Origin of the sequence: Micromonospora chaiyaphumensis, from assembly GCF_900091435.1 — a bacterium.
Classification (GTDB): Bacteria; Actinomycetota; Actinomycetes; order Mycobacteriales; family Micromonosporaceae; genus Micromonospora; species Micromonospora chaiyaphumensis.
On sequence record NZ_FMCS01000001.1, the window covers coordinates 602,990 to 617,453 of the forward strand.

Annotated in this window: 14 protein-coding genes; 2 read left to right on the forward strand and 12 right to left on the reverse strand. The window is 75.1% G+C overall.

The window, feature by feature from the left end:
- Positions 1-66: 66 nt before the first annotated feature.
- From GA0070214_RS02885 to GA0070214_RS02905, 5 genes are all read right to left on the reverse strand, one after another.
- Positions 67-2,535, reverse strand: a complete 2,469-nt coding sequence (locus GA0070214_RS02885) for an ABC transporter permease (RefSeq protein WP_091259846.1) — start codon at positions 2,533-2,535, stop codon at positions 67-69.
- Between the two features lie 5 nt (positions 2,536-2,540).
- On the reverse strand, positions 2,541-3,305 hold the full coding sequence (locus GA0070214_RS02890; protein WP_091258669.1) for an ABC transporter ATP-binding protein: 765 nt from the start codon (positions 3,303-3,305) through the stop codon (positions 2,541-2,543).
- A 148-nt stretch (positions 3,306-3,453) separates the two neighbouring features.
- Positions 3,454-4,119 carry a response regulator gene (locus GA0070214_RS02895; protein ID WP_091258670.1) on the reverse strand — a complete coding sequence of 222 codons (666 nt, stop codon included), beginning with the start codon at positions 4,117-4,119 and terminating at the stop codon, positions 3,454-3,456.
- On the reverse strand, positions 4,116-5,360 hold the full coding sequence (locus GA0070214_RS02900; RefSeq protein WP_091258672.1) for a sensor histidine kinase: 1,245 nt from the start codon (positions 5,358-5,360) through the stop codon (positions 4,116-4,118). Before GA0070214_RS02900 ends, GA0070214_RS02895 begins: the two co-directional genes overlap by 4 nt.
- A complete protein-coding gene (locus tag GA0070214_RS02905) occupies positions 5,357-5,692 on the reverse strand; it encodes a winged helix-turn-helix domain-containing protein (RefSeq protein ID WP_425255430.1) in 336 nt (111 codons plus the stop codon). The genes GA0070214_RS02900 and GA0070214_RS02905 overlap by 4 nt, the downstream gene beginning before the upstream one ends.
- Between GA0070214_RS02905 and GA0070214_RS02910 the strand changes: the two genes are divergently transcribed.
- The gene (locus GA0070214_RS02910; protein WP_091258676.1) at positions 5,592-5,831 is read left to right on the forward strand and encodes a hypothetical protein; all 240 of its coding nucleotides are present in this window, start codon (positions 5,592-5,594) and stop codon (positions 5,829-5,831) included. The genes GA0070214_RS02905 and GA0070214_RS02910 overlap by 101 nt on opposite strands.
- Positions 5,832-6,018: 187 nt before the next feature.
- Here the strand turns inward: GA0070214_RS02910 and GA0070214_RS02915 are convergent, their stop codons facing one another.
- Positions 6,019-6,705, reverse strand: coding sequence for a DUF305 domain-containing protein (locus GA0070214_RS02915; RefSeq protein WP_091258678.1), 687 nt, complete (start codon positions 6,703-6,705; stop codon positions 6,019-6,021).
- 138 nt (positions 6,706-6,843) lie between these two features.
- Between GA0070214_RS02915 and GA0070214_RS02920 the strand changes: the two genes are divergently transcribed.
- Entirely contained in the window at positions 6,844-8,292 is a 1,449-nt protein-coding gene (locus GA0070214_RS02920) for an LVIVD repeat-containing protein (RefSeq protein ID WP_091258681.1), read from the forward strand.
- Positions 8,293-8,334: 42 nt separating this feature from the next.
- Here GA0070214_RS02920 and GA0070214_RS02925 read toward each other — a convergent pair whose 3' ends face one another.
- From GA0070214_RS02925 to GA0070214_RS02950, 6 genes are all read right to left on the reverse strand, one after another.
- On the reverse strand, positions 8,335-9,327 hold the full coding sequence (locus GA0070214_RS02925) for a linear amide C-N hydrolase (protein WP_091258683.1): 993 nt from the start codon (positions 9,325-9,327) through the stop codon (positions 8,335-8,337).
- Positions 9,328-9,371: 44 nt separating this feature from the next.
- A complete protein-coding gene (locus GA0070214_RS02930) occupies positions 9,372-10,307 on the reverse strand; it encodes a PfkB family carbohydrate kinase (RefSeq protein WP_091258688.1) in 936 nt (311 codons plus the stop codon).
- Between the two features lie 39 nt (positions 10,308-10,346).
- On the reverse strand, positions 10,347-10,820 hold the full coding sequence (locus GA0070214_RS02935) for a DUF1203 domain-containing protein (RefSeq protein ID WP_091258690.1): 474 nt from the start codon (positions 10,818-10,820) through the stop codon (positions 10,347-10,349).
- A gap of 97 nt (positions 10,821-10,917) precedes the next feature.
- Positions 10,918-11,742, reverse strand: coding sequence for a MerR family transcriptional regulator (locus tag GA0070214_RS02940; protein WP_091258692.1), 825 nt, complete (start codon positions 11,740-11,742; stop codon positions 10,918-10,920).
- 49 nt (positions 11,743-11,791) lie between these two features.
- A complete protein-coding gene (locus tag GA0070214_RS02945; protein ID WP_091258694.1) occupies positions 11,792-13,396 on the reverse strand; it encodes an asparagine synthetase B family protein in 1,605 nt (534 codons plus the stop codon).
- Positions 13,397-13,400: 4 nt separating this feature from the next.
- A complete protein-coding gene (locus GA0070214_RS02950) occupies positions 13,401-14,366 on the reverse strand; it encodes a hypothetical protein (RefSeq protein ID WP_091258696.1) in 966 nt (321 codons plus the stop codon).
- Positions 14,367-14,464 lie beyond the last annotated feature (98 nt).

Sequence of the window (14,464 nt, forward strand, 5' to 3'; positions counted from 1 at the left end):
CCACCCGGACGAGCCGGCCCCGCGGCTGTCGCGGGACCGGCTCGACGCGTCTCGGGCGTCCGGCGCTCACTCCGCGCCGAGGGCCGCCACCACCGGCCGGGACAGCGCCCGCCGGGCCGGCAGGACCGACGCGGCCAGCGCGGCGACCACCGCCACCGCGACGATCAGGCCGAGCCGCCCCCACGGCAGCACCAGCGTGAAGTCCCCGCCGATCCGGGCCAGCACGGCCATCCCGCCGGCGGCCACGCCGGTGCCCAGCGCGATGCCGAGCAGCGTGCCGACCAGCGCGGTGAGCACCGCCTCGACGGCGAGCACGGCACGCATCCCGCCCCGGGTGAGGCCGACGGCGCGCAGGACCGCGTTCTCCCGGGTCCGCTCCACCACCGACAGGGTGAGTGTGTTGGCCACCCCGACCAGCGCGATGACCACGGCCAGGCCGAGCAGCGCGGTGACGAAGCCGAGCACCAGGTCCACGGTGCCGGTGAGCATCTTCTTGTAGGCCGCCTGGTCCAGCAGGTTGACCGTCGGATAGCGGGTGAGCACCGACTCCACGGCGACCCGGGCGGCGTCGGTGGAGACCCCCTCGGCGGGGTCCACCTCCGCCAGGTAGCCGCGCTCGGTCGGAAACAGGCGGCTGAAGTCGGCGTCGGCGACGTCCAGCACGTGTCCGGTGGGCACCGGGCTGCCGGCCAGGGCGGGGCTGTCGTCGGCCACCACGGCGGCCACCCGGAACGACCGGCCGGCGAGCGGGACGCTGCTGCCCACCGACCACCCGCGGGCGGCGGCCAGCTCGCGGTGCACCAGCACCGTGCCCGGCCCCAGGGCGGCGGGGTCACCGGCGTCCACCGCGGACAGCGTCCGCCGGATCAGCGCCGGGTGCGCGGCGCGCACCTCGATGCCGTCCACCACCCGGCTGCGCTGCTCGTGCACCACGCCCAGTTCCGGCCGGGCGGCCAGCTCACCGGCCAGCGGCGCCGGCAGGTCCCCACCGATGCCGGTGACCAGGAAGTCCACCCCGATCTGCGCGTCCACGGCGCGCTCGATGCCGGCCTTGGCGCTGCCCGCGCCGACCACGAACGCGGAGACCAGGCCGATGCCGATGACCATGGCGGTGGCGGTGGCCGCCACCCGGCGGGGGTTGCGCACGGCGTTCGCCACGGCGAGCCCGGCCGGGACGCCGAGCAGCCGGCGCATCGGCAGGCCGAGCACCCGGACCAGGGCCGGCACCAGCACCGGGCCGAACAGCACGATGCCCAGGAAGGCCAGCACCCCGCCCGCCGCGACCAGCGGCACCTGGCCGACGATCCCGGCGCCGACGAGGGCGGCGGCCCCGGCGGCGAGGACCAGCGCGCCGGCCGCGAGCCGGACCCGCCCGGCCCGCCGGGCCGGCTGCACGGCGGCGTCGGTCAGCGCGGCGATCGGCGCGACCCGGGTGCCCTGCCAGGACGGCACGGCGGCGGCCACCAGGGTCAGCAGCGTGCCGAGACCGAGGGACAGCAGCACCGTCCGGGCCGTGACGGTGACCCCGCCGCCGACCGGCGCGTCCAGGATCGACAGCAGCGCGCCGAGGCCCGCGGCCAGCCCCACCCCGGCCAGCACCCCGGCCGCCGAGGCGAGCAGCCCGGTCAGCGCCGCCTCGCCGAGGGTGGCCCGGTAGACCTGGCCCCGGGTGGCGCCGACCAGGCGCAGCAGCGCGGTCCGGCGGGACCGCTGGGCCAGCACGATGGCGAAGGTGTTGGCGATCACGAAGCCCGCGACCACCACCGCCACCGCGGCGAAGGTGCCCAGGAACAGCTCGAACTGCCGCCGGTCGCGGACCGCGTCCGCCACGGCCTCGTCGAGGATCGCGGCGCGGTCCTTGACCGTCACCGTCGGCCCGGCCGCCGCGCGGACCCGGTCGGCGAGCGCCGCCCGGTCCACGCCGGGCCGCACCGCCATCATGATCCGGCCGTAGCCGCGCTCCCCGCTCACCGCGAGGGCGTCGGGACCGGCCAGGCCGATGAAGGGGCCGCCGACGTCGCGTGAGCTGCCGGCCACGTCGACGGTACCGACCAGGGTGTACGGGCGGGCCGGCCCGCCGTTCCCACCGATGCGCACCGGCGCGCCGAGGGTGAAGTGCTGGTCGGCGACGGTCTCCTCGTCGAGGACCAGCTCGCCGGTCCGCTGCGGCAGCCGCCCGGCGACCACGTCGTACGACTGGAGGGCCGGGTCGGTGGGGATCGCGGCGAGGACGGCGTAACCGAGCACGGGCCGCCCGTCGGCCCCCACCACCCCGGCGGTGCCGGTCAGCTCCCCCTCGGCGGCGGCCACCCCGTCGACCGCGCGCACCCGGTCGACCAGGGACGGGGGCAGCGGGTCCTTGCCGGCGTACGCGGCGAGGTCGGTGTGCCGGTCGAAGGCGCCGGCCCGCTCGTACGCCCCGGCGCGCATCCCGTCGGTGAACATGAGGGTGCCGGCCACGAAGGCGACGCCCAGGACGATGGCCAGCGAGGAGAGCAGCAGGCGCAGCCCGTCGGCGCGGACCTGGCGCAGCATCCCGGTCACCGCCCCACCAGCGGCGCGCCGGCCTCGAGGCGGGTGAGCGCGTCGAGGACCTGGCCGGCGGTCGGGGCGTGCAGCTCGTCGACGAGCCGCCCGTCGGCGAGGAAGACCACCCGGTCGGCGTGGGCGGCGGCCTTCGGGTCGTGGGTCACCATGACCACGGTCTGGCCGAGCGTGTCGACCGCCTCGCGGAGCAGCCGCAGCACCTCCGCGCCGGAGCGCGAGTCCAGGTTGCCGGTGGGCTCGTCGGCGAAGATCACCCAGGGCCGGGTGACCAGGGCCCGGGCCACGGCGACCCGCTGCTGCTGGCCGCCGGAGAGCTCGGCGGGCCGGTGCCGCAGGCGGTCGGTGAGGCCGACCGCGGCCACCACCCGGCCCAGCCACCCGGGGTCGGGCCGCCGGCCGGCGATGGCCAGCGGCAGCACGATGTTCTCCTCGGCGGTGAGGGTGGGCAGCAGGTTGAACTTCTGGAAGACGAAGCCGATCCGGTCGCGGCGCAGCCGGGTCAGCCGGCGGTCGTCGAGGCGGGCCAGGTCGGCGTCGCCGATGCGCACGCTGCCGGCCGACGGCCGGTCCAGGCCGGCCAGGCAGTGCAGCAGGGTGGACTTCCCGGACCCGGACGGGCCCATCACGGCGGTGAACCGGGCGGCGGCCAGGTCGAGGTCGACGCCGTCGAGGGCGACGACCCGGTTCAGCCCCGAGCCGTACTCCCTGCGCAGCTCGCGGGCGGTGACGGCGACGCCGGCGGTGGTGGTTGCGGACAACGTGGTGCTCCTGTCGGACTGGTCCTGAAGACCCTTCCGACGCTATGGGCGGCACCCCGTGAATGATCTCCACCTGCGCGCTCGACCTCGGTACGCCGGTGGTCGCCCCCGACCGGGTGGACCCGTACGACCCAGGTCGTACGCCGGGTCAGCCGCCCGGGGTCACCAGGCCGCTCTCGTAGGCCAGCACCACGGCCTGCACCCGGTCGCGGAGCTGGAGCTTGGCCAGAATGCGGCCCACGTGGGTCTTCACGGTCGCCTCGGCGACGTGCACCCGGGCGGCGATCTCGGCGTTGGAGAGCCCCTGCGCGACGAGCAGCAGCACCTCCCGCTCCCGCTCGGTGAGCTGGGCCAGCCGCGGGTCCTCGGTGGGCGCCGGCCCGAGCTGCCCGGCGAACCGGTCGAGCAGCCGCCGGGTGATCGACGGGGCCACCACCGAGTCGCCCTCGGCGACCACCCGGATCGCGGCGAGCAGGTCCTCCGGCGGGACGTTCTTGAGCAGGAAGCCGCTGGCCCCGGCGCGCAGCGCGGCGAACGCGTCGGCCTCGGTGTCGAAGGTGGTGAGCACCAGCACCCGGGGGCGGTTCCCGGCCGGCCGGGCGCAGATCCGCCGCGTCGCCTCCACGCCGTCCATGGTCGGCATCCGCACGTCCATCACCACCACGTCGGCCTCGACGCGGTCCAGCACCCGCAGGGCGTCCGCGCCGTCGATCGCCTCGCCCACCACCGCGAGGTCGGGCTGGGAGTCGAGCACCATCCGGAACCCGGCGCGCACCAGCGCCTGGTCGTCGACGATCACCACCCGGACGGTCATGCCGCCGCCTTCCCTTCCTCGGTGCCCGACGCCGACGGTAGCGGCAGCCGCGCCTCGACCCGCCAGCCCCCGCCCAGCGTGGGGCCGGCGGCGATACTGCCGTCGTACACCCCGACCCGCTCGCGCATGCCGACCAGACCGTGCCCGCCGGACGGCGCCGGCCGGACCACCGGGCGGCCGCGCCCGTCGTCGACCGCCCGGACCACGACGGCGCCGGCGGACCAGTCGAGGCGCAGCTCGACCGTCGCGCCCACCCCCGCGTGTTTGAGCGCGTTGGTGAGGCTCTCCTGCACGACGCGATAGACGGTCAGCTCCAGGCCGGGCGGCAGGGCGACCGGCGTGCCGGTGGTGGCGTCGGTGATCCGCAGGCCGGCGGCGCGGAAGCGGTCCAGCAGGTCGGGCAGCTCGACCAGGGCCGGCCGCCGGTGCGCGGGCTCGGCGGACAGGCCGCCGTCGCGCTCGGCCGCCGCGGCCGGCGCGTCCGCCGGCTCCGGCCGGCTCGGCTCCCGGAGTACGCCAACGAGGCGCCGCATCTCCTCCAGCGCCTGCCGGCCGGTGTCCGCCACCACCTTGGCCGCCTCCCGCGCGGTGTCCGGGTCGCGATCGATGGTGAACCGCACCCCGTCGGCCTGCACGATCATGACGGCCATGCTGTGCGCCACGACGTCGTGCAGCTCGCGGGCGATCCGGGTGCGCTCCTCGGCGACCGCCGCCCGGGCCTCGGCCTCCCGCTCGCGTTCCAGGGTGGTGGCGCGTTCCTCCAGGCTGACCACGTAGAGCCGGCGGGTCCGCACGTTCAGCCCGACCAGCCAGACCGCGCCGGTGACCAGGCCGTAGTAGAGCGCGCCGGCCCACCAGGGCGCCTGCGCGGGCATCTGGGCGGCGGCGAGCAGCACGCCGATCGCGGCGACGATCCCGGCCAGGACGCCGTCGCGCAGCCGGTCGGCGTACTTGACCACGCTGTAGAGCGCGATGAGTACGCCGATGTCGTAGCTCAGCGGGCCCCAGCCGACGACCACCTGGAGCAGCGCGAGCACGGCCACCCCGGCGGCCACCGCCGACGGGTGGGTCCGCCGGAACAGAAGGACCAGCGCCATCACCACTCCGACGGACGTGGACGCGACGCCGCCGTTCTCGGCGAAGATCCCGAGGACGGCGAAGAACGCCACCAGCCCGGATACGGCGGCGTCGAAGGCGACGCTGCGCAGCGGGCGGCCGAAGAGGATGCGGTTCACGGTCACCCAGGGTACGGGCTCGCGCGCACGGCAATGCTTACCGCGTCACTCCCTGTCAGTGACGAAGACACGCGCCCCGGCGAGCCGACAACGACACCACGATCACGCAACAGCGCCACCGCCCGGGCGGCCGTCGAGAACGACACAGAGTAGAGGTCGGCGAGCTGCGTGTAGGAAGGCAGCTTCGCTCCGGCCTGGTACTCCCCGGAGTCGATCTTCGAGGTGATGTCCGCAGCGATGTCGCTACAGCTGAGCGGAATCGGGGACACGCGGATCCGTTCGGGCGGGCACCTGACCGCGCTGGCCGTCGCGCTTCGCGACTCGCTGGGCCACGTCACCGCCGTCGACTACGGCGAGACCACGCTCAGCGAGGAGGACCGTCAGTTCGTGCGTACCCGGATCTGGTGCGACGCCCGGCTGTCCGACCAGATCCGCTGCCCCCTCCCGGCCGACCACGACGGCCCATGCGGCGGGTAGCGCCGACGAGTCGTTGGCGATGTCGGGAAGGCCCGCTGGAGCAGACATCCTGGCGGGCGCCTACAAACTTGATGTCGTAGGTGAATCGCCACCGCACCGCCGCACGGGCCTGGCCGAGTGAGTCGTTTACGTCATCAAGTTCGTAGCGGCTCGCGGACGATGGCCGGCCTCGGCAGAGCCGCCGGCGTCAGGCGCCGATCAGGTCGCGGAGGCGGGCGATCTCGGCGGACTGTTCGACGGCGACGGCGTTGGCGAACTCCTGGAGGGTCTGATCCGCGCCGACCTTGAGCAGGTCGGTGGACATGATCACCGCGCCCTCGTGGTGCGCCGTCATCATCCGCACGAAGAGGCGGTCGAAGTCCGCACCCCGGGCGGCGGCGAGCTGCCGCACGGCCTCGGCCGACTGCATGCCGCGCATGGTGCCGTGGTCGTGCCCGGCGACCTCGGCGGGCAGGTCTCGCGCGCCGAGCCAGCCGCGCAGCACCCCGATCTCGGGCCCCTGGGCGGCTCGGATGCGGTCGGCGACGGCACGCACCCGGGGGTCGGCGGCCCGGTCCGGGGCGAGGCTCGCCATCTCCACGGCCTGCTGGTGGTGCGGGATCATCATGCGGACATACCAGACGTCGAGGCCGTTGTAGCGGGGCGGCGCGCCGTCCCGGACCTCCTGGGCGGCGCGGGTGGCCGCCGGCTCCCCCGGCCGGCCGGGCACGACGACCGGCGGCGCGTCGACCGGCGGCGTGGCAGTGGCGGACGGACCCGCCGGAGCGGCCGCCGGTCGGCTGCCACCCCACCCGGCAAGCACCACGCCGACCATGACCGCGAGCGCCACCAGCGCTGTGACGGCGAGCCAGACACGTCCCTGCCGGCCGGTCATAGGGCACTCCCTCCGGTCGAGGTGACAGCGATCCTATCCATAGACAAACCCGCTTACATGTGACCGGGGTCACATTGATGGATGTCATCGGCCGGTAAGGTGTGGAAAATCATCATCCCCTTTCGGAGGGTGCCGCCGATGATCAGCATCCGCACGTCCCGAATCCGGATCGTCAGCCTCGCCGCCGTCGGCCTGCTCGTCGCCGGCGTCGCCACCGCCCCCGCCAGCAGCGCCCAGGAGATCCCCCGGGCGCAGGCCGCGCCGGCCACCGTGGACAGCGCCGTCCCGGGAGTCGACGAGATCTCCAGCAGCCCCAACCTGCGCCAGGTCGCCAACCTGCCGAAGCAGGCGCCGTTCGACACCTCCGCGGCGTTCGGCACCGACATCGCGTTCCAGGGCCGGTACGCCTTCGTCGGCAACTACGACGGCTTCGTCATCTACGACGTCTCCCGGCCGAGCGCGCCGACCATCGTGTCCCAGGTGCTCTGCCCCGGTTCCCAGAACGACGTCTCCGTCCACGGTGACCTTCTGTTCCTGTCCACCGACTCGCCGCGCAGCGACGACTCCTGCGCCAGCACCCCGGTGGACCGGACGCAGACCCGGTGGGAGGGCATCAAGGTCTTCGACATCGGCGACAAGGCCAACCCGCGCTACCTGAAGTCCGTGCAGACAGCCTGCGGCTCGCACACCCACACCCTGGTGCCCGCCAAGGACCGCCGGTCGGTCTACCTCTACGTCTCCTCGTACGGGCCGTCGGACACCTACGTGGGCTGCCCGCAGCCGCACGACTCGATCTCGATCGTGAAGGTGCCGCTGCGGTCGCCGACCGACGCCGCCGTGGTGGCCACCCCGAACCTGTTCCCGGACGGCGGCTACCCGGGCATCCCGGGTGAGAAGTCGGCCACCAGCGGCTGCCACGACATCACCGCGTACCCGGCGAAGGACGTCGCGGCCGGCGCGTGCATGGGTGACGGCATCCTGCTCGACATCGCCGACCGCGAGGCGCCCCGGGTGATCGAGCGGGTCCGCGACACCGAGAACTTCGCCTTCTGGCACTCGGCGACCTTCAACAACTCCGGCACCAAGGTCGTCTTCACCGACGAGCTGGGTGGCGGCGGCGCCGCGACCTGCAACGAGGCCACCGGGCCGAACCGCGGCGCGGACGCCATCTACGACATCACCGGTCGTGGCGACGACCGGCGGCTGGCGTTCCGCAGCTACTACAAGATCCCCCGGGCCAACGCCGACACCGAGAACTGCGTGGCGCACAACGGCTCACTGGTGCCCGTGCCCGGCCGCGACATCATGGTCCAGGCCTGGTACCAGGGCGGCATCTCGGTGTGGGACTTCACCAACTCCCGGCAGCCCAGGGAGATCGCCTACTGGGAGCGGGGCCCGCTGAACGCCGAGCAGCTGCGCACCGGTGGCTCCTGGTCGGCCTACTGGTACAACGGCCACATCTACTCCAGTGACATCCAGAAGGGCCTGGACGTGCTGGAGCTGCGCGACCCGCGTACCTGGGTGGCGCAGCTGATCCGCGTGCCCGAGCTGAACGTGCAGACCCAGACCGGTTACGTGAGCTGGTGACGCCCTGGCCGGGTCCGGCTCCCGTCGGGGGCCGGACCCGGCTCAGCTCATCGGCAGCCGGTAGCCGCGCTCGCCACCGCCCGCGGTGACCAGCCGCACCTCGCCGGTGCGCAGCCCGTACGTGACCGACCAGCGGGTGTGCGGCTGCCGGACGGCGTCGAGCAGGCGCAGCGCGGCCGGGGCGTCCACCGCGCCGCCGGCCCGGTCCAGCGCCTCGGCCAGCACCCCGTAGCGGTGGTCGGTGCGCAGGTCGCGGTCCGCGACCCCGACGGCCGGCACGTTGGTCAGGGCCTGCCAGGCGCCCCGGCCCCTCTCGGCCCGCATCCGGCCGTCCACGAACTCGATCACGACGGACGCCCCGGTGGCGTCGGTGATCAGGTAGTGCAGCGGCGGGCCGCCGTCGAAGTCCAGGTTGTAGCGCCCGAACACGGCGATGGCCTCGTCCACGGTGGCGGCGGAGTCCAGCACGAGGCGCAGGACGCGCACCGAGCCGACGGTGGGCCGGCCCGGCACCGGCTCCGCGGTCGCGCCGTCGTCGGCGGCCAGCCCGACGGCCAGGCCCCGCTCGTTCATCCCGTCGAAGGGCAGCAGCGGCGCGTTCAGCAGCCGGCGGTCGCCGGCCGGGTCGGCCGTGACCCCCAGGTAGGAGATGTCCACGAGGGAGATCGAGGCGTAGCCGTCCGGCGGGTCGGTGCGCAGCACCAGCGCGGGGTTCGCGTCCCAGTCGAAGTTGCGGGCGAACAGCGGCCGGCTCCGGTCACCGCCGGCGGCGAACAGGGAGCAGCCGAACGGGGTCGCCTGCGGGGTGCCCGCGATGCCGACGGCCGGGTCGTAGTCACCGTCGTAGGTCATCTCGTAGAGCGGCAGGTCGTCGACCCGGCGCAGGCTGGCCAGGGTGCGCTCGACCTGGCCGGCGTCCTGCCGGGAGGCGGACGGTGTGCCGGCCGCGGCCGGCGCCGCGGGCCGGCGGCTCTCGGCACACGCGGTGGTCACGAGGAGCAGGGCGAGCCCGGTGGCGAGCAGGGTCCTCCGCATGCCCGCGACGCTAGAAGAGGCGGCGGCGGTTGTCCATCGGGGACTCAGCGGCCGGGGATCCGGGCCAGCTGCGCCTCGATCGCCTCCGCCGTGAGGGCGGGCCGGCCGCCGGGGTGACCCACGGTCGCACCGGCCGCCGCGACCGCGTACCGGGCCAGCCGGGGGTACGGGTCCTCGCGGAGCAGGCCGGCCGTGACGGCGGCGACGAAGGCGTCCCCGGCCCCGGTGCTGTCCACCGTGGGCGTCTCGCTCAGCGGCACGAACAGCTCCCCGTCCGGCCAGACGAAGGCGTTCCCCTCCCCCGCCACCTCGACAGCGACCAGCGCCGGCCCCCGGGCGGCCAGCTCCCGGCCGGCGGCCAGTCCCGCCTCGGCGTCCTTCGGTGGGTCGCCGCCCAGCAGCAGGCCGGCCTCCCGCGCGTCGGCCCGCAGCACGTCGGCGCGGGACAGCAGTTCCGCCGCGCCGTCCGGGTCGTCCGGGGCACCGTCGAGCACCACGAGCCGGCCGCCGTCGCGGGCGTGCCGGGCGGCCGCGAGCGCCGCCGGCAGCGGCTGCTGGAGCTGGACCACCACCGCCCGGGCGGCCCGCAGCATCCCGGCCGCGCCGGTCACGTCCGCCTCGGTGAGCAGGGTCGCCTCGGGGATGTCCTCCAGGTAGCGCCAGTGCGCCCGGTCGTCGACCACGTCCACGATGAGCGCGCTCGGCGTGTCCGGCCGGCGCAGCACCGGGGCCACGTCGATGCCGTCGCTGCGGGCCCGGCCCAGCAGCCGGTCGCCGACCTCGTCCTCACCCACCACGCCGAGCAGCCCGACCCGGACGCCGAGCTGGGCCAGCCCGACGGCCTGGTTGGCGCCCTTGCCGCCGAGCAGCTCCCGCCGGCAGCGCACCGCGACCGTCCCGGACGGGCCGGGCACCTCGTCCACCCGCAGCACGAGGTCCCGGGCCACCTGCCCCACCACGATCGCGTCCAGTCCGGTCATGCCGGGCTGATACCCCAGCCGCCGCCGGTCACGCCCGGCTCAGCCGCGGACCACCGCGAACATGTAACAGCCGTACACCACGTTGCGGCTGTGCAGGCGGTCCACCGTGGGGTCGGCCAGCAGTTCGGCGATCACCGCCTCCGGGTCGCCGCCGTCGTGCCGCCGGCCGCCGACGATCCGGCCCCGCCGGTCGTACGCGCGCAGCACCTGGGGCCGCCCCCGCCAGTCGGCCGGGTACGCCGTCAGGTCCGCCGGGCCGGGGCAGTCGACCGCGTGCGCGAAGATCGGCCCCACCTCCCGGTACGGGCCGGGCGGCAGCGGCGGGGCGTACCCGAAGAGCAGCAGCGCCTCGCCCGGGGTGGCGTCGCGGAGGCAGCAGCGCAGCGGCTCGCCGCCCTCGGCGCAGCACTGTTCGGGCGGCTGGCCGGAGGCGTCCCGGCCGGTGCGCCGCAGGTCGGCCAGCACCTCGCCGGCCACGGGTCGGATCACGTACCTGGTGCGCGTCGTCGTCATGCCGTCCAGCCTGGCTCGCGGCGCGGCCGGTGGCTGGCGGCGATCGGACCTCGCGTGCCGGCCGGGCCGCCCGCCGGGGGCGGCCCGGCCGGACGGCTCAGCGGCGGGAGACCGGGATCTGCAGCTCGGTGACGCCCTTCTCCGGCGCGTCCGGGCAGTAGTCCAGGTAGACCTCGCGGGCGTAGCCCTCGGCCCGCCAGCCGTTCTCCTCGATCCAGCGGGCGAGCACCCGCATGCTGACCTCCGCGTCGTCCATCGGGCCGTGGTGCACCAGCGTGGCGGCGGCGGGCAGCGCCGGCAGGTCGACCACGGCCACGTCGCCGGCGGCCGCCGGGTCGGCGGCGACGCTCACCCCGGCGTGCACGACCACCGCCTCGCTGTCGCCCGCCGGCTCGTACCAGGCGATGGTCGGTCCGGTGGGCCGGATCCGCGCGACCTCCAGGCGGCGGAACAGCTCCGGGTAGAGCGGCTGGATGGCCGGGCCGATGTCCGGCGGCTCGTAGCTGGCGGCGACCGCGGTCAGCTCCGCGATCCGCAGCGCGGGAATCTCCTTCAGTACGACGTCCTCGGTGGTCATGCGTCCCTCCGCATCGAGCATCCGGAGCCTCGCCTCGACCGCGGCCAGCCGGGCGGTGTCGGCGGCGACCTGCGCCGCGAGCTGGGCACGGCGCAGCCGCAGCATGCCGCGCAGCTCGGCGACGTCCAGCCGGTCGTCGAGGATCGCCCGGACCTGGTCCAGCGTGAGGCCCAGGTCCTTCAGGGCGACCACCCGGTTGAGCCGGCCGAGCTGGTCCGCCCGGTAGTGCCGGTAGCCGGTGCGCGGGTCGACGACGGCCGGACGGAGCAGCCCGATGCCGTCGTAGTGGCGCAGCATCCGGACCGACACCCGACCGAGTGCGGCGAACTCTCCGATGGTGAACATGGCCCCCTCACGCTCGTCCCTGACACGGTGTCAGAGTCAAGCGCCGGGGTCACGGACGGGACGCGACGCGACGCACGACGCGCGGGCCGACCAGCCGCCGGACCACCGGCACGGCGTTCCACCTCGCCGCGCCCACCAGGTCCCGGGCGTGCTCCAGCACCGTGTAGTCGGGACGGGCCAACCCGTCGGCGATGGCCCGGTCCAGGTCGTTGCCGCACCGGGTGAGCACGCTGTCGAAGTCCCGCCGGACGGGTTCGAGCAGCGGGTAGCCGAAGGAGCGGTGCAGCCGGGCGAAGAGCGGCTTGTAGAGCCGGGCCCGCTCGTGCAGCCCGGAGGAGTACGACATCGGGTTCTTCGGCCGCCGCCGGATGTAGTCCGGCAGCACGTCGGCGAAGGCCCGCCGGACGATCCACTTCTCCTGCCCGTCCCGCAGCTTGAGGTCCAGCGGCAGCCGCATGGCCAGCTCGACCACGCTGAGGTCGAGGAAGGGCACCCGGGCCTCCACCCCGTAACCCATGCTGGCCCGGTCCACCCGCTGCAGCTCGGTGCGGCACAGGTTGCGGATCCGGTGGAGGAACAGGCGGCGCGACCGCTCCGGCCCGACCTGGTGGTACATCGGATAGCCGCCGAACAGTTCGTCCGAACCGTCGCCGGTGAGCACCACCTTGACGCCCAGCCGCTGCAGCCGCCGGAAGATCGGCACCGAGACCACGGCGTTGATGATGTCGCCGTACTCGGTCAGCTCGGAGATCCGGATCGCCTCGCGCACGTCGGCCAGCCGGATGTCGCGCGGGCGCAGCTCGATCACCTCGTGCGGCACACCGAGGTCGGCGGCGAGCCGCCGGGCGTACGCCACGTCGGGGCTGTCCGGCACGCCGACCGTGACCGCCACGCAGTCCGGGTGCAGCTGGGCGGCGTGCAGCAGGGCCAGCGAGCTGTCCAGGCCGCCCGAGAGCACCACGCCGACGGTGAGGTCGGTGTCCAGCCGTACCCGCATGCTGTCGGTGAGCGCGACCCGGACGAGCAGGGCGGCCTCGTCCGGGTCGTCGATCACCGGCAGCCCGGCGCCGAGGGTGAGCAGGTCGACGTACGGGCGCAGCCGGACCAGCCCGTCGTGCTCGGCCCAGCCGTGGTGCCCCGGCGGCACCTCGCTGATCGGCGCGCCGTGCCCGACCAGCGCCTTCACCTCGGAGGCGACGTGCAGGCAGCCGGGGCCGCGGGACCAGTAGAGCGGCTTCACCCCGAGCGGGTCCCGGGCCAGGTACGCCCGGCCGGTGGCCCGTTCCACCACGGCGAAGGCGTACTCGCCGCGCAGCCGGCGCACCGCCTCCTCGCCCCACTGCCGGAAGGCGGCGAGCACCACCTCGGTGTCGCCGCTGGTCCGGAATCCGTGCCCGAGCCGCGTCAGCTCCGCGCGCAGCTCGTGGTGGTTGAAGACCTCGCCGTTGTAGCAGAGGACGTACCGCTCGTCGGGCGAGACCCAGGGCTGCACCGCCCGCTCGCGGTCCACGACCCGCAACCGCCGTACGCCGGCGAGCAGGCCGTGCTCCTGCCGGGTCTCGGTGACCTCACCGCGCGGGGCGAGGACGGCCAGCATCCGCCGGAAGACGGCCGGATCGGCCTCGGGGCCGATGCACAGCGCGATGCCGCACATCGGCTCAGATCCCCATCTCGGCCTCGTAGGCCCGCCGGTACCGGATCCGGGCACCGGGCGCGAGGCAGAGGTGCCAGGCCTGGCCCTCGTCGACCACGTTGACCTCGCCGGCCTCCTGCCGGGCCAGGAGCAGCTCGGCGAGGAGGTCCCGGGCGCCGAACCGGCCGTACCACTCCAGCTCCACGTCGGCCGCCCAGCCGAGGCAGTGCCCGCTGGGCACCATGGCGGCGTAGCCGAGCCGGCGCAGCCGGTACTGGTGCTCGGCGCTGCGCGCGAGGCTGGTCACCCAGAGCGGCGGGGTGCCCGGCCGGGCGGCCGCCGCGAACTCCCGGCCCAGGTCGTTGAGCAGCGCGATCACCTCGCGCCGCGCCCGGCGGAACCGCAGCCCGGCGGTACGCGGGGTGGCGTCCGGGCGCAGCCGCCGCTGGACCGCCCGCAGCCCGCGACCGGCGACGGTGCCGGGCTGCTCCTGGTAGCGGAAGGCGAGCAGGCCGCGCCGGCGCAGCCACTCCAGGTCGACCAGGTCGGTGCTGGTGTCGACCTGCCCGTCGGTGAGGAAGGTGCCACTGTCCCGCCACCACAGCACGTCGATCCGGGAGAGCAGGTAGATCCGGACCAGCGCGGTGAGGTCGTGCGCCGAGCTGCGGGTGTTGGGCTGGTAGCGGGCCATCTCCAGCAGCAGGGTCTCGCGGGCGCCGACGAATCCCTGCGGGGTGGCGTCGAGGACGGCGGCGATGGCCGGCTCGCGCAGCCGCTGGTCGAGCAGCACCTGGCGGGCGGTGGTCGACGGGGCGTCCGCGAGGGCGCCCACCTCGACCAGCAGTTCCGCCACGGCGCCCCGGTACGCGGCCAGGTCCGGCTCACCCGGCGTGGTGCGGCGGCCGGCGGGCGGGGGCAGCCGGCGGGCGGGGGCGGCGGACGCGACGGCGGGCCCGGGCTGATGTCCGGGGCTTCGGCTGGGCACTCGCATGGTCGGCCCCTCTCCGGGCAGGACACGGCGTAGTCGAACCTGAACCCACCGTAATCACCAGGATCGGCAGCTCCCCGAACAATCCTCCTATCTCCCCC

Coding starts and splice junctions, on each gene's coding strand:
- GA0070214_RS02885 (WP_091259846.1), bottom strand. CDS start 2,535: ATGCTGCGCCAGGTCCGCGCCGACGGGCTGCGCCTGCTGCTCTCCTCG.
- GA0070214_RS02895 (WP_091258670.1), bottom strand. CDS start 4,119: ATGACCGTCCGGGTGGTGATCGTCGACGACCAGGCGCTGGTGCGCGCC.
- GA0070214_RS02910 (WP_091258676.1), top strand. CDS start 5,592: ATGTCGCTACAGCTGAGCGGAATCGGGGACACGCGGATCCGTTCGGGC.
- GA0070214_RS02915 (WP_091258678.1), bottom strand. CDS start 6,705: ATGACCGGCCGGCAGGGACGTGTCTGGCTCGCCGTCACAGCGCTGGTG.
- GA0070214_RS02920 (WP_091258681.1), top strand. CDS start 6,844: ATGATCAGCATCCGCACGTCCCGAATCCGGATCGTCAGCCTCGCCGCC.
- GA0070214_RS02925 (WP_091258683.1), bottom strand. CDS start 9,327: ATGCGGAGGACCCTGCTCGCCACCGGGCTCGCCCTGCTCCTCGTGACC.
- GA0070214_RS02930 (WP_091258688.1), bottom strand. CDS start 10,307: ATGACCGGACTGGACGCGATCGTGGTGGGGCAGGTGGCCCGGGACCTC.
- GA0070214_RS02935 (WP_091258690.1), bottom strand. CDS start 10,820: ATGACGACGACGCGCACCAGGTACGTGATCCGACCCGTGGCCGGCGAG.
- GA0070214_RS02940 (WP_091258692.1), bottom strand. CDS start 11,742: ATGTTCACCATCGGAGAGTTCGCCGCACTCGGTCGGGTGTCGGTCCGG.
- GA0070214_RS02945 (WP_091258694.1), bottom strand. CDS start 13,396: ATGTGCGGCATCGCGCTGTGCATCGGCCCCGAGGCCGATCCGGCCGTC.
- GA0070214_RS02950 (WP_091258696.1), bottom strand. CDS start 14,366: ATGCGAGTGCCCAGCCGAAGCCCCGGACATCAGCCCGGGCCCGCCGTC.